Below are 22,575 nucleotides of genomic sequence, written 5' to 3' on the forward strand. Positions count from 1 at the left end.
ATGCCTGCGTTTGATCCTTGGAACGATGCCGAGCTACTCGGCCGACACCTCGCACGGGAGGATGCTGAACTGCTCGTGGTGATCGGTGCGGAGGGCTGGTGTGAAAAATGCAAGCGCCTCCGCCCGGCGTTCGAGACGCTTTGTCAGGCGGGCATGCCGTCGCAAGTGGCGTGGATGTGGCTTGATCTGGAGGACCATCAAGAGTTCCTTGGGGAATTCATTCCGCCGGATCTGCCCCTGTTGCTGCGCTGGCGCAAAGGACTCTGTGTCCAGGCGGCCGTGGTTGAAGACATTGCACTCGATGCGGCGCCGAACGAACGCGTCAAGCTGCGACCGATGCACATCGAAGGCGCCGGGGTGAGCGATCCGAACCAGGGTGAAGTGGTGGAGCTGCCCGCACTCTGGGGGGAGTTCGTCGCGGAGACCTGGGCCGAGGGCTCGCCGAGTCGCTGATCTTGGCGCCGATCGTCTTGGCTTCGCCTGCGCGGCGCGGATTCCAGGTTCGGATTCAACGAAGGCACTCCACATGAGCTGGAAGCTGGCGTTCCCCTTCGCGCATGATTACCCCGTCATCACTCGTGCGGACATCCTCGCTTTCGAGGGACGCAATCAGCTGAAGCTGCCCGCCGACTATGCGGCGTATCTGCTGGCGCACCGAGGCTCTTCGCCGATGTTCCAGAACGAGGACGGACGATTCCGGGCTGTCGAGTTCGATGTGGGTTGGGAAGGGAAGCCAGCCAAGAGCTACGGAGATCGGTGCGATCTGGAGAGCACCTTCAGCATCTTCGCAGGCAAGGACATTGAATCGCCGTACAAGGGCGGATGCGACCTGGACGACAACATCGTCTGGAACAAGCATCTCCATCCGCCGGGCCTGCTACCGATCGGCATGGACGCCGGCAATTCGCTGTTCTTGTTGGGCGTTGAGGGGGAGTTGGCGGGGCAGGTCTTCTTCCTCTCGACCTTCCACATCCCGTGTCCCATGTCTTACGACCACATCGGTTTCATCGCCGATTCCTTCACCGCCTTCCTTGCGGCCGCGCGGCCGATGCAACGTGACAACTGACCTCACCCTGGACCTCTGGGCCGTGCTCTCGCTCCTGGTGGGGCAGGCGCCCCTCGATGCGCCGAAGCTGGCCTCCACGCTGCACTCCCCGGTGGTTCAACGCGACATTCACAACGCCTGGACCGATGGCTTCTTTGGCGGGCCGGTGACGCTCGCAGACGGCGTGCGGATCGAGGAAGCCTTTCTGCGCGTGAGCCGGCGCGATCCGTCAAACGCCTGGGGTCTCGTGCTGAAGATCGATGGCTCCTGCGTGCCGCGCGCGGAGGTGCTTCGTCGCCATGAGGGGCTCGCGATCACCGGCCATCCCCGCGGTGCCTCCCTGAACGAAGAAACCCACTGGTCCCGCCCCACGCCCTGGGGCAAGCTGGGCTTCGGCTTCGCCGAGCGCCGCGAGGACTGCCTGAGTTCCATCCTCATCGCCGGACCCGCCTGGTGAGCGCCGCGACGCGTTATCGTTCGCCTCCATGACCGACACCCACGCCACCGCCCCCCTGTCGCTCCCCGAGCTCCCCCGCCTGCTCGGCCTCACCGAGGTCGACGCGCCGCTGATCGCCGCGATCCTCGCGCACACCACGCCCGCCGGCGCACCAGCGCCGACCGAGCTCTCACAGAAGCGCAAGAAGGAGATCCGCGCCGGCTTCGTCCTGCTCAAGGAACTCGGCGTCGTGATGTCCTTCACCCCGCGTGAAACCCACGCCGTGGACTTCGGCGAGCCGCTGGGGCCTGGCACCCACGTGCTCAGCGCGCTCTTCTACTACCCCGAGGGCAGCGAGGAAGTCGAGCCCTATGCCGGCGACGCGCCGTTCGCATCGACACCGGTCGAGACGCGCGACCAGGCGCTCGCCGCCTACGGCACGCCGTCCGATGGCGAAGAGGAGGAGGGCATCGTCGAGTGGGAGCAGTGGCAGCTCGAGGATCGCGAGCTGACCGCCGACTACGCCGACGACGGCGCCGTGCTGACCCTCACCGTCGCGTTGCCGCTGTCGCTCTGACCCGCCGCGCGCGCCGCCCGGACTCGCCGCCGGAACGCGCCGCTGTGGCGAAGATGACAACGTAGTCATACGGCGTTACCCATTCTCACCAGCCCTTGCGGGCGAGGCTTCGACACTGCCGGCGTTCCCTGTCCCTCAACTTCATGGGCCAACGTCATGCATCCAGTTCCTCGTCGCTTCGTTCAGCGTGCCAGCCTCGTGGCGATGGCCTTCGGGGCCGTCGCGCCCGCCTATGCGGCCCTGAGCCTGAACGTGGCCCAGGACGTCTGGTCGGGCGGCTTCTGCTCGCGGGCGACCGTCCGCAATCCCGGCGCCACCCCCAGCGGCGCCTGGACGCTGCGCTTCGAGCTGCCCAGCGGCCAGATGAACGGCTCCTGGAACGGCACCTTCAAGCTCGAGTCGGGCGCGACCTTCGCCGTCACCGGCACCAGCTGGAACTCGCCGGTCGCGCCGGGCCAGAGCTTCGAGGTCGGCTTCTGCGGCACCGGCACCGCGCCGAATAGCGCCTCCTTCCGCATCTCGGAGGCCGGTGCGCCGGCACCGGCTCCCGCTCCGGCACCAGCGCCCGCTCCGGCTCCCGCTCCGGCTCCCGCTCCGGCTCCGGCTCCGGCACCGGCACCGGCACCGGCACCGGCACCGGCACCGGCACCAGCGCCAGCGCCAGCGCCAGCGCCAGCGCCCTCCAGCGACCTCTCCGTCCCCTCGACGGGCCAGTTCAAGCTGCCGTTCAGCGTCGCGACCGATGGCCGCATCCTCGACAGCCAGGGCGTCGCGGTGTCGATCCGCGGTGTCAACTGGTTTGGTTTCGAGACGCCGGACCTCGTCGCCCACGGCCTGTGGCAGCGCAACTACAAGGACATGATCGGCCAGATGAAGGACCTGGGCTTCAACGCGGTCCGGCTGCCGTTCTGCCCGGCGACGCTGCGCTCCACCGGTCGCCCCAGCGGCGCGCTGAACACCAGCGTCAACCCCGACCTGGCCAACAAGACGCCGCTGCAGGTGCTGGACCGCATCGTCGCGGAGTTCGCGACGCGCGGCTTCTATGTCCTGCTCGACCATCACCGGCCCGACTGCAACGCGATCTCCACGACGCCGCAGATTCCCGGCTACACGCTGGACCAGTGGGTCGCCGACCTGCAGTTCGTCGCCGATCGTTACCGCAACGTGCCCAACGTCTTCGCCATCGACCTGAAGAACGAGCCGCACAGCACCGGCGGCAGCGGCGCCTTCTGGGGCACCGGCGACATCAACAACGACTGGAAGCTCGCCGCCGAGCGCGCCGGCAGCGCGGTGCTCGCCACCAATGCCAAGCTGCTGGTCTTCGTCGAAGGCGTGTCCGACAACGGCGGGCGCTGCGAGAACCCCGATGCCCACTGGTGGGGCGGCAACATCGAGCCCTCGTCCTGCTATCCGATCGACGGGACGAAGATCCCGGGCAACCGCCTGGTCCTGTCGCCCCATATCTACGGCCCGTCGGTCAGCGGCCAACCCTATTTCGGTGACGGCACCGGTTTCCCCAACAACATGCCGGCCATCTGGCAGAACCAGCTCGGCCGCTTCATGGGCAAGAACGCCGTGGTGCTGGGCGAATTCGGCGGACGCTTCACCGACAAGGACCGCCAGTGGCAGGTCAAGTTCGTCGACTGGCTGAAGTGCAAGGGCGTGCGCAACTTCTTCTACTGGTCCTGGAATCCGAATTCCGGCGACACCGGCGGCATCCTGCAGGACGACTGGCAGTCCGTCTCGCTCGACAAGTACAACAACCTGAAGCGCCTGTGGGACGGCTCCGCCGTGGACACCAACGTCTGCCGGTGAACCCACCGAGCGGGCGGGGAGGGCGCGGCGGCGTCGCCCGCCCGGCACCGTAGCGCGCGCCGCCGGCGGCGTCTGTGGCGTCACCCACACTGGTGACACGCCGTCGCCGGCTGATTCACCCCTTTACAAGGGCGCGTCGCGCGAATGACTTTGGTCGCTTCCGGCGCTCCTCGCACCGGCCTACCGTGAAGCACCACTCCCCGGGTCCCCTCCGGTCCGCCCATGGCCAGTCCATTCCGCCTCAAGACCGCGCTCGGCGACGACGTCCTGCGTGTCCACGCCTGCGCGTCGCGCGAGGCGCTGAGCGACCTCGGCGAGACCACGCTCACGCTGCTGAGCGAGCGCAAGGACATCCGCGCCGCCGAGCTGCTCGGCAAGGCCGCCACCTTGACGATGGCGCTGCGCGACGACGCGCCGCGCCAGCTGGCCGGCTACGTCACGCGCTTCGCGCAGACCGGCTTCGAGGGCCGGCACACCGTCTACCAGATGACGCTGCGGCCCTGGCTGTGGCTGCTCACGCGCACCGCGGACTGCCGCATCTTCCAGGAGATGACCGTCCCCGACATCGTCCGGGCGGTCTTCGACGACCACCCCGTCGCGCGCCACGAGTTCAAGCTGATGCGGGCCTACCGCCCCTGGACCTACTGCGTCCAGTACCGCGAGACCGACTTCAACTTCGTCGCCCGCCTGCTCGAGAACGAGGGCATCTACTGGTACTTCACCCATGACGAGGCCGGCCACACGCTGGTGCTGACCGACGCCGCCTCGGCCCACGACTGCGCCCCCGGCTGCGAGTCGCTGCCGTTCTACGGCAGCTCCGCCAACGTGCCGCCGGAGCTGGAGTACGTCGACGCCTGGATCACGCAGGAGAGCCTGAAGCCCGGCAAGGTCGTCATCACCGACTTCGATTTCGAGCGGCCCTCCAGCTCGCTGGAGAAGCAGCAGGACCGCACCCGCGACTACGACCTCTCCGACGGCGAGGTCTTCGACTATCCCGGCGGCTACCTGCAGGCCGGCGACGGCGCGCAGTACGCGGAGGACCGCCTCGACGAGATCCAGACCGCCTACGCGCGCTTCGACGGCGACACCAACGCGCAGGGCGTGCGCACCGGCCATCTGCTGTCGCTGGAGCGCCATCCGCGCGACGACCAGAACGCCAAGTACCTGGTCACCGGCACGACCATCCAGATGCGGCAGGCCGCCAATGAATCGGCCTCCGGCGAGTCGGACCTGCGCTGCCGCTTCAGCGCCATTCCCGCCGACCAGCAGTTCCGTCCCGAGCGCCGCACGCCCAAGCCGATGGCGCCCGGCCCGCAGACCGCGATCGTCACGGGGCCGTCGGGCGAGGAGATCTTCACCGACAAGTACGGCCGGGTGAAGGTGCAATTCCACTGGGACCGCCGCGGCAAGCGCAACGAGAGCAGCTCGTGCTGGATCCGCGTCTCGCAGCCCTGGGCCGGCAAGGGCTGGGGCGGCGTGTCCATCCCGCGCATCGGGCAGGAGGTGGTGGTCGACTTCGTCGAGGGCGATCCGGACCAGCCGCTCATCACCGGCCGCGTCTACAACGCCGAGCAGATGCCGCCCTACGGCCTGCCGGCCGCCGCCGTCATCAGCGGCATCAAGTCCAAGACCCACAAGGGCGCCGGCTACAACGAGCTGTCGATGGACGACACCGCCGGCAAGGAGATGATCACCATCCACGGCCAGTACGACATGGCCACGACGATCGAGCACGACCAGACCTCGACCATCCACAACAACCGCACCGACACCGTCGACGTCGACGATGCGGAGACGGTGGGCAACAACCAGACGCAGACGGTCGGCGTGGACCAGACGATCTCGATCGGGTCCAACCAGACGATGACGGTGGGCAGCAACCGCAGCAAGACCGTGGGCGTGGACGAGACGCTGACGGTCGGCGCCAACCAGGTCGAGAGCATCGGCGCCACGCGCACGCTGACCGTGGGCGCGGCGGACACGCAGAGCTTCGGCAGCACGCAGACGGTCACCGTGGCGCTGCTCAAGGCGGAGACCATCGGCGCGGCCTACGCGCTCACCGTCGGCGCGGCGATGAACCAGGCCATCGGCGCGACGCTGATGCAGGAAGTCGGCGCCGCGAAGGTGGTGGCGGTGGGGGGCTTGAGCTCGGAGCAGGTGGGCCTGAGCAAGGCCGTGTCCGCCGGCACCCACATGAACCACGAGGCCGGCGCGAAGATGAGCCACAAGGCGGGCGCCAGCTATTCGGCGCAGTCGGGCTCGACGATGAGCTTCCAGTCGGGCGGCGACTACAGCGTCAACAGCAAGGCCAAGGCCGGCGTCGAGGCGGCGTCCGAGCTGGTGCTCAAGTGCGGCTCCGCCCAGCTGATCCTCAAGAGCAGCGGCGACATCACGCTCAAGGGCACCAGCATCACCATCCAGGGCAGCGGCAAGATCGGCATCAAGGCCGGGGGCAACCTCGACTTGAAGGGCTCGCCCAACATCAACCAGAACAGCTGAAGGAGGCGCGATGTCCAACCCCTTCGATCTTGCGCCGCTCATCGGTCAACCGCAGGCGCTGTGCCGCGGTGAAGTGGCCGAGGTGGACGACGAGGGCCACCTGCGCGTGCGGCTGCCCGGCGGCGAACTGCTGCGCTGCGAGCTGCTCCAGCCGGATGCGCCCGGAGCCGCCTGCAGCGGCGGCGACGCGGTGCTTGTCTGGCAGGACGGCGCCGGCGGCGGCATCGTGCTCGGGCGCATCGGGCGCCAGCTGGCCGAAGCGCGGCCGGTGGCCGATCCCAAGGCCTTCGCCGATCGGCCGGAGACGCTGGTGCTCGAGGCGCGCGGCGACATCGTGCTGCGCAACGGCCAGTCCCGCCTGCGCCTGGGCGCCGACGGCGACGTCGAGATCGTCTGCGCCAGCTTCGCCACGCGCAGCCGCCGGCTGCTGCGGCTGCTGGCGCCGATGATCAAGATGAACTGAGCGCGGCGATCGTGAACTCCGCCCTCGTGATGCCGGCGGCCGGACCGGCCGCGCCGACCGGCGCCTCCCGTGCCGGCGCCGGCGCGGCGTCCCGGCGCCTGATGATCGACCAGCCCCGGCTGCTGGACCTCGGCGCCGTCGGCGCGCCGGCGCCCTCGCTGCGCGTGCCGGCCCAGCCCGGCTGGCGCGGCGCCTGGCCGTCCGGTGGCGAGGCGCCGTCGCCTTTCGAGGCCGGCGGCACCGCGGCGTTCCGGCGCCGCGCGGCGGAGGAATGCCTGGACCTGGTCGCGGTGCTGCGCGCCTACCGGGCCCCGCAACCGGACGAACACTGGCGCACGCCGATCGACTCGGAGCGCCGGCTGCTGGCCCAGGTCAACGCGATCATCGGGCTGGGCGCGGAGGCGCTCGACCAGGTCGCGGCCCTGGCCATCGACCCGGACCTGCCGGACCCCGGCCGGGTCTTCGCGGCGCTGCTGGTGCTGGGCTGCGTGGCGGGCGACCGCTGGTGGCCGGCGATGCAGCGGATCTTCGAGGCCGCCGTGAGCCGTCATCCGGAGGAGGGCGCGCATGCGGTCGAGGCCCTGTCGCTGTCGCCGAGGACCGACCTGCCGGAGCTGCTGAGCCCCTGGCTGGGCCATGAATCGCCGGCGCTGCGCGCCGCGGCCGCGCGCGTGCTGGCCTTCCGCTGGGAACTGCCGGAGCGCGCCTGGGAGACGGCGATGCGGGACGCGGCGCCGGCGGTGGTCGCCGCCGCGCTCGGCGCGCCGGCGCATCAGTTCGATCCCGGTCGCTGCGAGCCGCTGCTGCTGGCGGCGGCGCACTCGCCCGCCGAGCCGGTCGCGCGGGCCGCGCTGCGTCTGGGCGCGGCCTTGCGCCTGCCCGCGCTGCACGGCCAGGCCACGCGCATGGCCACCCGTGATCCGGGCTGGGCCGACGCGCTGACGGCCATGGCGATGCACGGCCATCCCGGCGATGCCGTGCTGCTGCGCGCGATGCTGCGCAATGCCGACCGCTGGCAGGCCGCGCGCGCCGCCGGCGTGCTGGGCCTGCCGGCGCTGATCCCCGACCTGCTGGCGCTGCACGACGACCCGCTGCGCAACGACGAGGAGCGCCAGCTGGCGGCCCAGGCGCTGGCGACGATCGCCGGTCCGGCGCCGGACGGCGACAGCGCCGGCTGGTGGCGGCGGATCGCGCAGGCGCCGGCGGACCTGCGCGTGCGCGGTGGCCGGCCGCTCGGTGCCGGCGTGCTGCTGGCCCGGTTGCGCGGACCGGGCTGGTCGCGCGCCGTGCGCCAGGACCAGTACCTGGAGCTGGTCGCGGCCTCGCGCGGCCAGGCGCCGCGTTTCAGCCCCTTCGATTTCGTCGCGGCCCAGGAGGCCTCGCTGCAGCGCATCGCGGACGCGATGGTGCCGCGGGATGCGCGCGAGGCGCATGACGCGCGCGACGCCGGCGCTTCGCGCGCCGACGGGCCGCATTGATCGTCGTCGAGCGCCCATGGACGAACCCGCCTTCTACAACCACAGCGGCCACCACGCGCAGGTGCTGCCCATCCTCGACCGCGACGGCGCCGAGGCGCGTCTCGTGCTCGTGAAGGCCAGCTACGACATCGTGCCGGGCGGCGGGCTGCGCGCCGCGGAGGCGCCGCGCGAGATCCGCCTGGGCGACGAGCCCTGGGGCGATCCGGCGATCGCCGACCTGCGCCTGCCGGGCGACTACGGCCTGCCCAAGCCCGGGACCGACTTCGTGCTCAGCGGTCACGCGGTGCCGCCGCTGGGCGGCGAGGCCGCCACGGCCATGGACGTCGGGATCCGGGTGCGCGACCGCGTCAAGCTGCTGCGCGTCCACGGCCCGCGGGTCTGGGTGCGGCAGTTCGGCGGCATCGGACCGGGCGAGAGCGGCCCGCTCGAGCGCACGCCGCTGGCCTGGTCGAGGGCCTACGGCGGCGCCGATTTCAGCGACCCGGCCAAACCGGTGGAAGAGGCCCGCAACCCCGTGGGCAGTGGCATCAGCCGCCATCCGGAGGCGCTGGTGGGACGGCCCGCGCCGCAGATCGAGACCTCGGGCGAGCCGGTGACGAGCGCCGGCGGCCGCCACACCCCCGCGGGCTGCGCGCCACTGGGCCGGCATTTCGCGCCGCGCCGCGCGCACGCCGGCACCCATGACGCGGCCTGGCTCTCGGGCGGTTATCCGGCCCGGCCGTCGGACTACCGGCCCGAGCACGAACACTGCGCCGCGCCCGGCCTGGTCTTCGAGGAGCCGCTGCGCGGCGGCGAGGCGGTGCGCATCGCCGGCGTGCATGCCCAGGCGCTGCTCGATTTCGCGCTGCCCCGGCAGCTGCTGCGCATCGACGCGATCGTCGACGGCCAGCCCGACACGCGACGCCCGCACCTGGACACGGTGGTGGTCGACAGCGACGCGCTGATGCTGGAGATGGTCTGGCGGGCGGTGTTCCGCTGCCCGGCCAAGATGCGGGGTCACTTCACCTCGATCACGGTGCAAGCCAAGGAGTACATCGAATGAGCGCCTCCCAGAAAACGTCCGGCTGGCGCGCCGGCCTGGCCCATGCGGAGGCGGTGACCTGCCTGGGCGAGACGCTGTCCGAAACTGCGCTGCTGCTGCGCGCCGGGGTGTCCGGGATCGGGCTGACCGACTTCGTCGACGGACAGGGGCGCCGGGTGATGGGCTGCGCCTCGCCGGCGCTGCCGCCGGACCTGCCGGCCCGCGAGCGGCTGCTGGCGCTGGCGGTGCACGCGCTCATCGGCGTCAGCCGGCGCCGCGCGGCCCAGGCGCACCCGCGGCCCGATCGGCCGCCGATCCTGCTGCTGGGATTGCCGGCGCGTTTCGCGCTGGAGCCGCAGAGCTACGAGCTCAATGTCGCCGGCCGCGACTTCGTGCAGCGTCTCTCGACCGCGCTGCCGCCGCCCTTCGCCGGCGCGGACATCGAGGCCTTCCCGTTCGGACGCGCCGCCGGCGCGATCGCGATGGCGCGTGCGCTGCAGCTGGCCGAGTCGCGGCGCGAGGTGATCTGGGGCGGCGTCGACAGCCTGCTGCACTGGCCGACGCTGGAAGCGCTGCAGCAGAGGGAACGGCTGCTCACGATGGAGAACGTGGACGGCGTGCGTCCGGGCGAGGCGGCGGCCTTCGCGATGGTGACGCACGAGGGCCGCGAGGACGGCTGGGTCGCCGGGCTCGGGCTGGGGCGCGAGGCGCATCCGGTGGGCAGCGACGGGCCGTGCCGCTCGGACGGTTTCGCGCAGGCGCTGGAGGCGGCGGTGGCGCCGCTGCGGGCGACGGGCCGGCGCTGCGCGCTGTGGGCGCTGGACGCCTCGCATGAACGCCATGCGACGCGCGAGGTGCAGAACGTCATCGCGCGGTTTGGCGACGTGCTCGATCCGGGCACCGACCTGCGCCTGCCGCTCAAGGAGCTGGGCGACGTCGGCGCGGCGGCGCTGCCGCTGATGGCGGCGCTGGTGCTGCAGGACTGGGCCCACGGCGTGGCGCGCGACGAGTTCGCGGTGCTGGCGGCCGGCGCCGATGACGGCGCGCGCGGCGCGCTGCTGCTGGCGGCGGGCGATCCGGCGGCGGCCGGCGCACGGCCGCGGGCGGCAGAGCATCGGGAGGTGACCGCATGAGCGTCAACGCGAATTTCCGTGAGGTGGCCGGCGAGTCGACGAACCACGTGATCGTCTACATGAATCCGAGCGTGTGCCTCACGCCCGCGGCGCCGAGCCCGGTGCCGATCCCGTATCCGATCACCACGCCGGTGGGCTCGGGCAAGCTCGATGGCGACACGCGCGGCGTCAAGATCGGCGGCAAGCCGACCTTCCACGTTGACGCGGTCGTGCACGACTGCATCGGCAACCAGCCGGGCACGCAGAAGGAAGTGGTCAGCCTGAAGATCGGCTCCTCCGCCTTCATCATCGACGGCAGTCCCAACGTCCAGTTCGAGGGCAAGGCGGTGGTCTACACCGGCAGCTCCGGCATGGGCAACCAGATGTGAGGCCATGGGTACCAGCGCCGCGATGGTTCAGTTGAAGGTGATGAAGGCCGGCGGTGCCGGCGCCATCGCGGACATGAAGTGCTCGGAGATCCTGGCGTGCTTCGATCCGCCGATCGAATTCGGCAGCCACTCGCAGATGGTCGGGACCAAGGACGGCTACCAGGCGGAACACATCCTGCCGACCTCGGCGATGCACGACCTGGGTCGAGGCGGCGCCAAGTTCCCCGGCTGCGAGGGCTACAGCACCGGCGGTGCATTGACCTTCATGGCCGGCGACGGCCAGAGCGAAGGCATGGAGCACAAGATCCTGACGGACCAGATGCGCCAGTTCTCCCAGCAGAACGACCTGGCCAATCGCAACGCGCCGATGAGCGAGTGGATGGAGCAGTACAAGCAGGGCGCGAAGGATGCGTTGTCCCGGGGCAAGCCGACGCGCACGATCAATCGGCCCGACCTCGACCGCGACAACCTGATCGCGGCCGCGGCGGAGTGCATCGCGCTGGCCGCCGCGGAGTCGTTCGCCAAGCTCGATCCGCCGGTCAAGCCGGAGACCCCGCTGCGCAATCCCTGGGCCGCGACCAAGGCCCAGAAGGCCGAGGCGGAGGCGGTGAACATGGACGTCGACATCATGTAACACCGCCTCGGATGGCACGGCGACACTAGACGTTTTCGAAGGAGTCCCTCTTGCAGAAAGAAATCAACCAGGTCGTGGACACGGCCGACGGCCTCGTGTTCATGGGCCTGTCGTATCCGCCGGAGGACATCGGCGCGGCCGTGGGCAGCCTGTACCGGCTGGCGCCGGGCAGCAAGGCCGGCGATCCGGCCGTGCCCATCCTCAACACCAATGACGCGCTGCGGGTGCTGTGGGCCTCGCCCGCGGGCCAGCTGTGGGTCGGCAGCGCCGACGGCCATGTCGCCACCACCGCCGCCACCGGCTGGGCCGCGCCGGGCGGCGACCTGGACTACGAGGTGATGAACGGCGGCCCCGCCTGGACGGTCTCGACGCTGCCCCGCGACAGCGTGAAGGGGCTGGTGCCCAACATCACCGCGATCTGGGGCAGCGGGGATTCGGACGTCCACGTGGGGACGCGCGGCGGGCACCTGTATCACTGGAACGGGAAGGCGTGGACGCAGACCCGGGCGGGCGACGGCTCCGCCGACCAGACCATCCGCACGATCCGCGGCCACGCCGGTGACGACGTGTACGCCGTGGGCGCCGTGGATACCCTGTTGCATTTCGACGGCCAGCAATGGCGCAACCTGCCCATCCCCGGCACGCCGGGCCCTGGGGAGACGCTGGGCGGCATCGCGCTGCTGCCCGAGCGCGCCGTCATGCTCTGCGCGTCCGGCGAGGGCGGCCGCCTGCTGCATGGCAGCGCGGCGGGTTTCACCGAATTCGGTCGTTACCCGCTGCCGCTTAACGACGTGGCGGTGCTGGGCGACCGGCTGCTGTTCGCGATCTGGAACGGCGTGGCCGAGCTGGTCGGGCGCGACGTGCAGGTCGTGAAGGACAACTTCAAGACCGCCGGTGCCTTCGAGGGGCGCGGGCGGGTGTTCTTCACCGAGCCGGCCGCGCCGCGCATGCAGTTCATCGTCCATGACCCGGCCAATGCCGCGACGCCCTGGACCCGCAGCAAGTTCTGAGCGATGTTGGCCGCCCTGCAGACCTTGATGGAAGTGGCCCGGGCCCAGGCCCGGGTCGACGTCCGGCTGAAGCTGGCGGTGTTCGTGCGTGGATCCCTGAGCCGGCAGGACATGGATCCCGACACCCTGTGGGAATTGCTGCGCGAGCAGCCCTTCGCCGCGCACCTGAACCGTTTCCGGCGGGGCGGTGAGACGCAGTGGCGGCTGCCTCCGGCCGGCGGCTCCGGCCGCATCTGGGCGCGCCGAGCGGGCGTCGATCCGGCGGCTTGCGTCGCCTTCGCGGGCGACGGCAAGCATGGCCGGACCGCGATGTCCCTGCAGATCGCCGACCTCGGGCCGGCGATGGGGATGGAGCGGGCCAGTCACCTGATCTTCGAATTCCCGGACGACGCGTCCAACCGGCAGATCGCCGAGGTGGCACGCTGGAGCCTGTCGCACCTGCCGGTGCTGTGGGGCACGGCGGGCTGGTGCTTCGACGTCGTGGAGGGCTCGGCCTACATGGCGGCGCGCCACGTCGTGGCGCTGGCGCGCCGGTGCTGGGCGATCCAGATCCTGGAGCCCGCGGTCCTGCAGTGGGATGCGCTGCGCGGGCTGCCCGGCGTCAACTGGCTGACGCTGGTCGGCGATGGCTTCGCGGCGGCGCATGGCATCGACCCGGCGGCCCTGGCCGGGTTGGCCGGTGCCGAGGTGTTCGTCCATCGCGGACGCGATGCCACCATGGTGGCGGCTGGCGCGGCACCGCTGCGCGGCGACATCCATGCCGACGAATCCCTGGCGCCGCTGGTGACCGTGGCGCAGGCGCTGAAGCCGGCGCTGCTGGCCAGCTGCTCGCCGATGTACGGCCAGCTGGCCGATGAGGACGTCATGAACGCCTGGTTACAGCGCTTCATCGATCCCCAGGCCTGGCTCCGGGTGGACGTCGACGGGTAGGGCGCCTGGAGGACCTGCAGGGCCTGCGCGGCTCTGCCACAGCGTCCTCGTGACTTTCGTTCATTGCCCCCGATCCCCGTGACACGGAGGATGCGGGCTGGGCGGCGATCCTCGCCGCGGCGAGGCGTTCGATGTCACGATCAGAAGGTAATCCCCGCTCGGCCAAGCCGGGCAGCGCGCCGGCGGCTCCCGCCGACGATCCCACGCTCGATCCTGACGCGACCCGCATCGTGCCGGCACCGCTGCCGGCCGGTGCCGCGCCGCTGGAGCGCATGCCGCCGGACACCGCCGCCAACCGCGTCGCGCCCACCGCCGAGCCGCCCCACCATGACGACGGTCCCGAGACCGTCCAGCACGAGCGCGACGTCAGCTTCATCGACCCGACCTTCCCCGACACCTTCTCGATGCGCGCCGGCCGCAAGCCCGCGGACATCCCCGTCGACACCGACCACACCGTGATCGCGCCCGCGGCGCTGCTGATGCCGCGCGAGTCGGCCGAGCCCGCCGCCTCCTCGTCCACGCCGGCGCCCACTCCAGCGCCCACGGTGGCGCCCAGCCCGTCCCCCGTGGCGACCGCCCCCGCGGCGCCCCTTGCCAGCGCGCCCGCCGCCGCTCCGATCGATCCTCCCGCCGCCCCGGCCACCCCAGCCGCCACCATTTCCGTGAACGACAACGAAACCGTCATCGTGCCCGCCGGGGCGCTGCCTCCCGTGGCCAAGCCGGCGCCCACCGTGGCGCCCACCCCCGCGCCCAAGCCCGTCGAAGCCATCGCCGCGACCGGCAACGAGACGGTGATCGCGCCGGCGGCCAGCCTGGCGGCCGTCGGAGCCCCGGCCGCCAAGGCGCCCGCCGCGCCGCCGGTGGCCACGCCCGCCGCGCCCGCCGTCCCGCCCGCGCAGGAGGCGGGCGATTCCGAGTTCCACGCGTCCGAGTTCGCCGAGACCGTGCTCGATCCGGACGCCGTCGCGGCGGTGGCCGCCATGCGCGCGCTGCCGCCCGAACCCACGCCGATCGGGCGACCGTCCACCGGCACGCTGCCCGGCGGCGCGCTGGCCGCCGCCAAGGCCAGCGCCGACGCGCCGGTGCGCCAGGTCGGCCGCTTCCAGGTGCTGGACCGCATCGGCCGAGGCGGCATGGCCAGCGTGTTCAAGGCCCACGACCCGGGCATCGGCCGCGATGTGGCCATCAAGTTCCTGCATGCCTCGCTGTGCGAGGACGACGAGTACCGCGCCCGCTTCCTGCGCGAGGCGCGCGCCTCGGGCGGCCTGTCGCATCCCAACATCGTCACCGTGCACGACGTGGGCGAGGTCGACGGCCGTCCCTACATGGCGATGGAGCTGCTCGACGGCGAGCCGCTGGCCGACCTGCTCGAGCCCGGCCAGCCGCTGGCCATCCGCGACACCGTGGTGATGGCCATCCAGCTGGCCCGCGCGCTGGACTACGCGCACAAGCGCGGCATCGTCCACCGCGACATCAAGCCGGGCAACATCGCCCGCGTGCGCGGCACGCTGGACATCAAGGTGATGGACTTCGGCATCGCCCACATGGAGTCGACGAAGGGGGAGCAGCGCACCCGCGTCGGCGACGTGCTGGGCACGCCGCAGTACATGGCGCCCGAGCAGATGAACGGCGAGAAGATCGACGGCCGCTCGGACCTGTTCTCGGTCGGCATCGTGCTGTACCAGATGCTCACCGGCGTGCGCCCGTTCACCGGCGACAGCGTGGTCAACCTGGCGCTCAAGATCGCCAAGGACGACCCGACCCCGCTGAACAAGCTGCGGCCGGAGATTCCCGCGTCGCTGCGCCGCGTCGTCGACCGCTGCCTGGCCAAGGCGCCCGACAACCGCTTCCAGACCGGCGCCGAGCTGGCTGACGCGCTGGTCAAGGTGCTCAACGAGATCGACGAGGAAGCGCGCAACAAGAACCGCTCCAAGCTGATCCCGCTGCGGGTGAAGTGGGCCGCGATGATGGCCGGCATCGTCGCCATCGTGATGGCGGTCAGCGGCTCCATCATCAGCCAGCGCCAGAACGCCGCGCTGATGCAGCAGGTGGCCGACTACGGCACGGCGCTGTCGCGCTTCATCGCGGCGCAGAACGCCACCGCCGCGCTGGGCGAGGACTGGGTGTCGGTGGACGTGTCGCTGCAGGAGATCATGAAGACGCGCGACTTCGAGAGCGTCACCGTGATCGATCGCGCCGGCGTGGTGGCCGCGTCCAGCCAGCCCGACGCGGTCGGCAAGCCCTACCAGGCGCCGCCCGGCGAGCTGCTGGGCGAGCAGGGCGGCGTCAAGCGCACGCGGTATCACGCCGCGGGCGGGGCGGCGGTGCTGGGCTTCGACTCGCCGATCACCTTCCAGGACAAGACCGTGGGTCGCGTCGCGCTGGGCCTGCCGGAGCGCCCGCTGGAGAGCGTCGCGCGGCTGTCGCGCACGCTGATGGCGGTGCTGGCGGTGACGACGGTGCTGGCGGTGGCGATCGCGATGTTCTTCGTCGCCAACTGGTTCTCGCGGCCGATCAAGCTGGTCGTGGAGGCGCTGGACGAGATCGGTCGCGGCCGCGTCGACTTCCGCATCCGCGAGCAGCGCAAGGACGAGTTCGGGCTGCTCTACGCCGCCTTCGACCGCATGGCGCAGGCGCTGCAGGACAAGCAGGCGCTGGCGGCGTCCGCCGCCAAGGCGGAGGCGCCGACGACGATCGGCCGGCGCTCCGGGCTGCGTGGCGCCGGGATCGCGCCGGCGGCCGAGACGCCCGCCGCGGCAGCGGCCGCGCAGGCCGCCGTGTCCGTGAACGGCCAGGCCGCCGCGCCGTCCGACGAACAGACCCAGCCCGCGCCGCCGGTGCCTGCCGGGACGGACGCTGCCGATGCGCCGAAGCAGCCTTGAGCGTCGCCCGATGAGCGTGAAAGGATTCCCCCCGATGAATGGCCCTCACCCCAACCCTCTCCCGCCAGCGGGAGAGGGGGCCGGACCGTCCGCGTTTCGCTTGGCCTCCCTCTTTCCCTCTCTCTTTCCCCCTCTCCCGCTGGCGGGAGAGGGCAGGGGTGAGGGCCGACGGCCGATGCACTCCGCCATCGCCGCTGTCCTCGCCGCGCTGGCCCTGACCGCCTGCGTCACGACCCCCACCGGCACGCCGCCGCTGAACGAGCCCGCGCCGACCCCGCCGCCCGCCGCGGCCGCCGCTCACGGCGAGGTCATCGCCCGCAATGACCGGCTGTTGATCTACGTCCCCGTCGCCGGCGAATCCCTGCGCGGCATCGCCGCCCGGCTGCTGGGCAGCGAGGACCGCGACTGGCAGATCAGCGAGGCCAACGCCGGCGTCACCAAGGCCGATCCCGGCCAGCCGCTGATCGTCCCGCTCAAGCCGATGAACCCGGTGGGCGTGCGCGCTGGCAGCTTCCAGACCGTCCCCATCCTCTGCTACCACCGCCTGGGCACGACCGGCGGCAAGATGGCCGTCTCCCCGGCCAGCTTCGCCGCCCAGATGGAATGGCTGGCGAAGAACGACTACCGCGTCGTCAAGCTCTCGCAGCTGACCGGCTACCTCGAGGGCAAGGAGCCGCTGCCGCCCAAGGCGGTCGTCGTCACCTTCGACGACGGCTACGAGTCGGTCTACAAGTTCGCCTACCCGGTGCTGCGCAAGCTGGGCCTGCCTGCGACGATGTTCGTCTACACCGATTTCGTCGGCGCCGGCGGCGACGCGGTCAGCTGGCCGCAGCTGGCGGAGATGCAGGCCTCGGGGCTGATGGACATCCAGGCCCATTCGAAGTCGCACCGCAACCTGATCGAGCGCACCGCCGGCGAGAACGACGAGCGCTACAAGCGCAACCTCGACAGCGAGACCGCCGGCCCGCGCGACCTGATCGAGCAGAAGCTCAACACCAAGGACCAGGTGCGCCATTACGCCTATCCCTACGGTGACGCCAACGAACTGGTGCTGGAGACGCTGACGCGTCAGAAGTACACGCTGGCGGTGACCGTCAACCCGGGCGGCAACGCCTTCTACGCGCAGCCGCTGATGCTGCGCCGCACGATGATCTTCGGCGACCACGACCTCGAGGCCTTCAAGGCCCGGCTGCAGACCAGCCGCCGCATTGGACAGACGCCATGAGGGCCGCGCTCGCAGTCCTCCTGGCCGCCGCCGCGCTGGCGGCCTGCAGCAGCGGCCCGAGCGGCGCGCTGCGCGGCGGTGAAGGCGTGGCCGGCTCGCCCCCCACGGCCTTCGAGCAGGCGCAGGTGTCGCGCGCGCAGGAGCAGGTGAAGGACGGCCAGCTGGCCGAGGCCGCCTGGACCTGGGAAGCGCTGACCGTCCTGCGGCCCGACAACGCCGGCTACCGCGACAGCCTGGCCGCGACGCGGCAACTGATCGACAGCGGCGTGAGCGAGCGGCTCGAGAAGGCCCGGGCGGCGCAGAAGCGCGGCGACCTGGACGGCGCGAGCACGGCCTACCTGGGCGTGCTGGCGCTGCAGCCGGACAACGAGGCCGCCGCCGACGCGCTGCGTGGCCTGGAGAAGGAACGCAACCAGAAGAGCTACCTGGGCAAGCCGACGCGGCTGACGCTGCGCAAGGCGAGCCCGCCGGTGGCGGCCAAGCCGGCCGCCAAGGCGCAGGCGGCGGGTGCGTCGGGCAAGGACGCGGCCCCGGCCGCGGCGTCGGCCGGGCCGGACCGCAACGAACTCGAGCACATCGCGATGCTGGCCGCGCAGGGCGAGCTCGACGAGCCGATCCGGCTGCTCGAGCGCCGCGCGCCGCAGGACCGCAACGATCCCTCGGCCAAGCGGCTGCTGGCCGACCTCTACGTGCGCAAGGCCGAGAAGATCTCGACCATCGACAAGTCCGGCGCGGTGATGCTGCTGCAGAAGTGCCTGCGCGTCGATCCGAAGAACGCGCGCGCGACCGCGCTGATGCGCCAGCTCATCGACGAGTCGGCCGCCAAGGCTCCCGCCGCGGCGGGCCCGGCCGCGGCGGCGAAGAACAAGGTCGACAAGCGCTAGTCGCGGGCATCGGCGTTGGCCGACGGCCGCCGCCGAAGGCCGCCGCAGATGGTCGCCCGCGCCCCGACGCCTAGAACGTCACCGTGACCGAGGGCGCGCTGCGCTGCGCCTCGCCGTGGAACACGGCCTCGATGTTGTTGCCGTCCGGGTCCAGCACGAAGGCCGCGTAGTAGCCCGGGTGATAGGGGCGCTCGCCGGGCGCGCCGTTGTCGGTGCCGCCGTTGGCCAGCGCGGTCTTGTGGAAGGCATCGACCGCCGCGCGGTCCCGGGCCTGGAAGGCCAGGTGATGCCGCCCGGTCAGCTGGCCCTGCGCTGCATCGCTGCTCGCGGTCGACACGAACAGCTCGTCGGCCCAGAAATAGTCGTCGCCCGATCCACCGATGGGCACGCCCAGCGGCGGCAGGACCGCCTCGTAGAAGCGGCGGCTCGCGGCCAGGTCGCGCACGACGAGCTGCAGGTGGTCGATCAGGCGTCCGCGGTGCAGTTGCTGGACTTCCATGGAGGCTCCTTGAAGTGGGTCGGCATGACGCCGGTCAGGGCAAACGGCGTTCTTATCCGCCCGGCGCGCCGGCGTCATTCGTTTTTCCGTCGACGGCCCGCCGCGCCCCCGGAGTGCGGGACAAGGACGATGCGCCTGCCAGGGTCCTCGGCGTCCGGCTCAGATCACGCCCGGTCCGCCGCGCCGTCGGCGGTTCCGGCACCGGAGCCGGCGACCTGGGCGATGCTGACGCTCGGCGGGCTGTTCCTGCTGCTGCGCCAGCGGCGGAGCAGCGGAGCGGACACGGTCTTCTCCAGCACCCCCGCCAGCAGCACGCAGGCCACCACCGCCGGCGCGTAGACCGCGAAGGTCCAGGCCTGCGATGCGCCCATCACGGCGCGATACAGCGCCACCGTGGCGAGCACGACCAGCATGTGGCTCAGGTAGAGCTCGTAGCTGAGCTCGCCCAGACGGGCGAGCCAGCGTCCGCCACGGCGTGGCGCCGGCGGGTGAGCGACCGCGGCGACCAGCAGCGCGGCGGTGCCGACGCACAGGACGTACATGCCGCCCTTGAAGAGATGGCGGTGGACGAGCTCGCCCCAGCCGATCACCAGCAGCAGCCCGACGCCGCCGAGCACCGCCAGCAGGCGGGCCTCGCGCGCGCCCGGCCGCCAGCGCCGCGCGAGCAGCGCCGCCAGCACGCCCCAGGCGATCGCCGACATGCCGGGCAGGTAGGCCTTTTCCCACCAGACCTCGTCGCTCGGCGGGACCAGCGCCCTCAGCGGCACCAGGGCGAGCGCCAGCGCCACCAGCACCGCCACCAGCAGCGGCCGGGGCAGCGCCAGGCACAGCAGCGGGAAGCCGACGTAGAAGACCTCCTCGATCGACAGCGACCACAGCACGTCCCAGGCCGCCGGCGCCCAGCCGGTGCGGCCTTCATACCAGTTGAAGGTGAAGCTCAGCGCCGAGCCCAGCAGGCCGGCCAGCGACTGCCGCTCGCCCGGTGCGAAACCAGGCACGCCCAGCAGCGCCAGGGTCGACAGCAACGCCAGCATCACCAGCAGCAGCGGCAGGATGCGCGTGGCGCGGGCGCGGTAGAAGGCGCGCAGGTCGACCCGCCGCAGGTCGCCATCGCGCGCCAGCAGGCGGGTCGTGATCAGGAAGCCCGAGATCACGAAGAAGATGAACACCGCCTCGTAGCCGTTGAAGCTGATCGCGTCGATCAGGCGCTTGGGCAGCCAGGCACCGGCCAGGCTGGGCGCCAGCGGCAGGCGGAAGGGCAGGGCCAGGTGGTGGACCACCACCAGCAGGATGGCCACGCCACGCAGGCAGTCGATGGCGAAGTTGCGCGGCGTGGTGTCGGTCATGCGGAGCAGCGGCATCAGGCCGCCGAGAAGGATGGCGGCGCGGATGTTAGCGGCGCCTGGCGTCGGCGCGGCCGCTCATCGGAGTGACGGGCGTTACGTCGTCGAGCCACGCGGTGGCAGCGCGATCGGACGGATGCGCCGGGGCTCAGTCGGGCCGGCGTCCAGCATGTCGCGCACGCGGTCGTCAGCCTGCGCGACCAGCGGCTCGATCAGCGCGGCCTCCGGCAGGTTGGCCCAGTAACGGCGCGGCATCTCGCGGGTCATCATGGCCAGCTTCAGGCGCGCCGGATTGAAGATGCTGCGGTAGTAGGTCAGCCACAGCGCCGCGCCAGCGTCCGGCGGCGGCGCCGTCTCCCGCCGAGCCCCCGGGCCAGCGCACAGCCGGACGCCGTCCCAGTGCATCGAGACGCGCGGCGACAGGATGGTCCAGCGCAGGTTGGCGAAGCGCCGCGCGAAGAAGGGCGAGGCGGCCTCGAGCACATGGTGCTCGGGCTCGAACCAGGCGACCAGGCGTTCGCCGTCGGTGTCCTCGACCGGGACGAAGCGCACGAAGGCATGGGTCTTGTGGATCTCGTGCCGCACCTCGCGGGCGAGGCGCTCCGCGTGGCGGCGGTCCTCGTCGAAACGGTCGTGCCAGCGCGCGGCATCGGTCCTCAGGCGCGACAGCAGGCGATGCAGGAGCTCGAAGCGGCGCGGCTCGCGATGCAGCAGGGCGGACCGGCACAGCGACAGGAACGAGGCCGGCACCGTGAACGCGGCGCTCGCGACGCGCTCGCTCGCATCGCTCGCATCGGTCGCATCGACGTCCTCCGCAGTCGACCAGAGGTCGCCGCCGTCCTCGCCGGTGGTCCACTCCACGGTCTCCGGCGCTACGCCGTCCAGCACCAGGCGCCGGGCAGCGTGCCGAAAGCCGTCGAAGTCGACCGGCCCGTCGAGCCGCACGCGGATCATCCGAACAGCCCCAGCTGCGTGGGAGCGCCCGCGACAACGCCCCCGACCACGCCCGTGCCCGTGCCCGCGTCCGCTGCCCCACTGGCGCGAGTCGGGGCTGGCGGTGCCGCGCCAGGACGATGACCGTCGACGATGACGAAAGGCAACACCCGGCGCAGCGGCAGCTTCATGTGGCGCAGGTCCTCGGCCCGCACCCGGCGCAGTCGACGGGCGGCGATCAGCCGGTCGACTGACCCGACGCCCAGGCCGGGCACCCGCAGCAGCAGCTCTCGCGGCGCCTGGTTGAGGTCGACCGGGAAGCGCTCCGGATGGGCGAGCGCCCAGGCGTGCTTGGGATCGACGTCCAGCCGCAGCAGCCCGGTGCCGTCGTCGACGATCTCCTCGTGGTCGAAGCCGTAGAAGCGCATCAGCCAGTCGGCCTGGTAGAGGCGGTGCTCGCGCACCAGCGGCGGCGCCTTCAGCGGCAGGGCCCGCGCGGCATCGGGAATGGGGCTGAACGCCGAGTAATAGACGCGCCGCATGCGAAAGCGCCCGTAGAGCGCGGCGCTGCTGCGCAGGATGCTGCGGTCGTCGCTGTCGTCGGCGCCGACGATCATCTGCGTGCTCTGGCCCGCCGGGGCGAAGCGCGGCGGCCGCGCGGGGCGCGGCGCGGCGCCCGGAATCACGCGGATCGGCGCCTCGCCGGTCGACCCGACCGTGGACCCGCCGGTCGATCCGCCCGCTGACGCCCGCGCCTCGCGGGCCTCGTCGATGTGCAGCCTCAGCCGGCCCATCGAGCGGTGGATCGCGCTCGTGTCCTTCTCGGGCGCGAGCTGCTTCAGGCCAGCCTCGGTGGGCATCTCGACGTTGATGCTGAGCCGGTCGGCATACCGGCCGGCCCGGCGCAGCAGCTCGTCGCTGGCATCCGGGATGGTCTTGAGGTGGATGTAGCCGCGGAAGTCATGCACCTCGCGCAGCGTCTGCGCCACCCGCACCACCTGCTCCATGGTGTGGTCGGGGCTCTTGATGATCCCGCTGCTGAGGAACAGGCCCTCGATGGTGTTGCGGCGGTAGAAGTCCAGCGTCAGCCGCACGACCTCCTCGACGCTGAAGCGCGCCCGCGCCACGTTGCTCGACGACCGGTTGACGCAGTACAGGCAGTCGTACTGGCAATGGTTGGTCAGCAGGATCTTGAGCAGCGAGATGCAGCGGCCGTCGGGCGCGTAGCTGTGGCAGATGCCCATGCCTTCCGTCGAGCCGATGCCGGCGCCGCCGACGGAATCGCGCCGGTCGGTGCCGCTGGATGCGCAGGAGGCGTCGTACTTGGCGGCGTCGGCCAGGATGGCGAGCTTGCGGTCGAGGTCCATGGGGCGCGCGGGAATGACAAAAAACTGTATGAA

At 71.6% G+C, this 22,575-nt stretch carries 21 protein-coding genes and 1 pseudogene; 18 read left to right on the forward strand and 4 right to left on the reverse strand.

Translation table 11 applies throughout. The features are described 5' to 3' along the window. The 17 genes from FHT37_RS05400 (at nucleotide 1) to FHT37_RS05480 (ending at nucleotide 18,400) form a co-directional block, all read left to right on the forward strand. Nucleotides 1-453, forward strand: a complete 453-nt coding sequence (locus tag FHT37_RS05400; protein WP_183479311.1) for a hypothetical protein — start codon at nucleotides 1-3, stop codon at nucleotides 451-453. A 73-nt stretch (nucleotides 454-526) separates the two neighbouring features. Next, nucleotides 527-1,066, forward strand: coding sequence for an SMI1/KNR4 family protein (locus tag FHT37_RS05405; protein WP_183479313.1), 540 nt, complete (start codon nucleotides 527-529; stop codon nucleotides 1,064-1,066). Beyond that, on the forward strand, nucleotides 1,056-1,502 hold the full coding sequence (locus tag FHT37_RS05410; protein WP_183479315.1) for a hypothetical protein: 447 nt from the start codon (nucleotides 1,056-1,058) through the stop codon (nucleotides 1,500-1,502). Before FHT37_RS05405 ends, FHT37_RS05410 begins: the two co-directional genes overlap by 11 nt. Before the next feature lie 28 nt (nucleotides 1,503-1,530). After that, on the forward strand, nucleotides 1,531-2,058 hold the full coding sequence (locus FHT37_RS05415) for a hypothetical protein (protein ID WP_183479317.1): 528 nt from the start codon (nucleotides 1,531-1,533) through the stop codon (nucleotides 2,056-2,058). Nucleotides 2,059-2,214: 156 nt separating this feature from the next. Further along, a complete protein-coding gene (locus FHT37_RS05420) occupies nucleotides 2,215-3,873 on the forward strand; it encodes a cellulase family glycosylhydrolase (protein ID WP_183479319.1) in 1,659 nt (552 codons plus the stop codon). 222 nt (nucleotides 3,874-4,095) lie between these two features. Further along, a complete protein-coding gene (locus FHT37_RS05425; protein ID WP_183479321.1) occupies nucleotides 4,096-6,372 on the forward strand; it encodes a type VI secretion system Vgr family protein in 2,277 nt (758 codons plus the stop codon). Nucleotides 6,373-6,382: 10 nt separating this feature from the next. After that, nucleotides 6,383-6,835, forward strand: coding sequence for a hypothetical protein (locus tag FHT37_RS05430; RefSeq protein WP_183479323.1), 453 nt, complete (start codon nucleotides 6,383-6,385; stop codon nucleotides 6,833-6,835). A gap of 11 nt (nucleotides 6,836-6,846) precedes the next feature. After that, a complete protein-coding gene (locus FHT37_RS05435; protein ID WP_183479325.1) occupies nucleotides 6,847-8,313 on the forward strand; it encodes a hypothetical protein in 1,467 nt (488 codons plus the stop codon). Nucleotides 8,314-8,329: 16 nt separating this feature from the next. Further along, complete coding sequence (locus FHT37_RS05440) at nucleotides 8,330-9,355, forward strand: DUF2169 domain-containing protein (RefSeq protein WP_175538243.1); 1,026 nt, start codon at nucleotides 8,330-8,332, stop codon at nucleotides 9,353-9,355. Next, nucleotides 9,352-10,467 (forward strand): hypothetical protein, encoded by a 1,116-nt coding sequence (locus FHT37_RS05445; protein ID WP_183479327.1) that lies wholly within the window; start codon nucleotides 9,352-9,354, stop codon nucleotides 10,465-10,467. Before FHT37_RS05440 ends, FHT37_RS05445 begins: the two co-directional genes overlap by 4 nt. Next, the gene (locus FHT37_RS05450; protein ID WP_091724466.1) at nucleotides 10,464-10,835 is read left to right on the forward strand and encodes a PAAR-like domain-containing protein; all 372 of its coding nucleotides are present in this window, start codon (nucleotides 10,464-10,466) and stop codon (nucleotides 10,833-10,835) included. Before FHT37_RS05445 ends, FHT37_RS05450 begins: the two co-directional genes overlap by 4 nt. 22 nt (nucleotides 10,836-10,857) lie before the next feature. Further along, a complete protein-coding gene (locus FHT37_RS05455; RefSeq protein ID WP_183479329.1) occupies nucleotides 10,858-11,469 on the forward strand; it encodes a hypothetical protein in 612 nt (203 codons plus the stop codon). Nucleotides 11,470-11,519: 50 nt separating this feature from the next. Next, nucleotides 11,520-12,479, forward strand: coding sequence for a hypothetical protein (locus FHT37_RS05460; RefSeq protein ID WP_091724468.1), 960 nt, complete (start codon nucleotides 11,520-11,522; stop codon nucleotides 12,477-12,479). A gap of 3 nt (nucleotides 12,480-12,482) precedes the next feature. Next, nucleotides 12,483-13,409 (forward strand): type VI immunity family protein, encoded by a 927-nt coding sequence (locus FHT37_RS05465; RefSeq protein ID WP_183479331.1) that lies wholly within the window; start codon nucleotides 12,483-12,485, stop codon nucleotides 13,407-13,409. Between the two features lie 131 nt (nucleotides 13,410-13,540). Further along, nucleotides 13,541-16,291 (forward strand): protein kinase domain-containing protein, encoded by a 2,751-nt coding sequence (locus tag FHT37_RS05470; protein ID WP_183479333.1) that lies wholly within the window; start codon nucleotides 13,541-13,543, stop codon nucleotides 16,289-16,291. A 175-nt stretch (nucleotides 16,292-16,466) separates the two neighbouring features. Continuing rightward, a complete protein-coding gene (locus tag FHT37_RS05475; protein ID WP_183479335.1) occupies nucleotides 16,467-17,516 on the forward strand; it encodes a polysaccharide deacetylase family protein in 1,050 nt (349 codons plus the stop codon). Next, nucleotides 17,513-18,400 carry a hypothetical protein gene (locus tag FHT37_RS05480; protein ID WP_091724472.1) on the forward strand — a complete coding sequence of 296 codons (888 nt, stop codon included), beginning with the start codon at nucleotides 17,513-17,515 and terminating at the stop codon, nucleotides 18,398-18,400. The genes FHT37_RS05475 and FHT37_RS05480 overlap by 4 nt, the downstream gene beginning before the upstream one ends. 70 nt (nucleotides 18,401-18,470) lie before the next feature. On the opposite strand, the gene FHT37_RS05485 is transcribed toward FHT37_RS05480, so the two are convergent. Then, nucleotides 18,471-18,899 carry a VOC family protein gene (locus tag FHT37_RS05485; protein ID WP_091724473.1) on the reverse strand — a complete coding sequence of 143 codons (429 nt, stop codon included), beginning with the start codon at nucleotides 18,897-18,899 and terminating at the stop codon, nucleotides 18,471-18,473. Nucleotides 18,900-19,121: 222 nt separating this feature from the next. Between FHT37_RS05485 and FHT37_RS25780 the strand changes: the two genes are divergently transcribed. Next, nucleotides 19,122-19,238, forward strand: a complete 117-nt coding sequence (locus FHT37_RS25780; protein ID WP_409072705.1) for a hypothetical protein — start codon at nucleotides 19,122-19,124, stop codon at nucleotides 19,236-19,238. Here the strand turns inward: FHT37_RS25780 and FHT37_RS05490 are convergent. The 3 genes and pseudogenes from FHT37_RS05490 to FHT37_RS05500 all read right to left on the reverse strand — a co-directional run. After that, nucleotides 19,214-20,260, reverse strand: a pseudogene (locus tag FHT37_RS05490) (acyltransferase family protein); the annotation flags it as partial. The gene FHT37_RS25780 and the pseudogene FHT37_RS05490 sit on opposite strands and share 25 nt — an antisense overlap. Before the next feature lie 78 nt (nucleotides 20,261-20,338). After that, on the reverse strand, nucleotides 20,339-21,196 hold the full coding sequence (locus tag FHT37_RS05495) for a TIGR03915 family putative DNA repair protein (RefSeq protein ID WP_183479339.1): 858 nt from the start codon (nucleotides 21,194-21,196) through the stop codon (nucleotides 20,339-20,341). Continuing rightward, complete coding sequence (locus FHT37_RS05500; RefSeq protein WP_183479341.1) at nucleotides 21,193-22,542, reverse strand: putative DNA modification/repair radical SAM protein; 1,350 nt, start codon at nucleotides 22,540-22,542, stop codon at nucleotides 21,193-21,195. The genes FHT37_RS05495 and FHT37_RS05500 overlap by 4 nt, the downstream gene beginning before the upstream one ends. Nucleotides 22,543-22,575: the final 33 nt, after the last annotated feature.

The organism is Mitsuaria sp. BK037 (assembly GCF_014193045.1).
In the GTDB taxonomy this organism is placed as follows: domain Bacteria; phylum Pseudomonadota; class Gammaproteobacteria; order Burkholderiales; family Burkholderiaceae_C; genus Roseateles.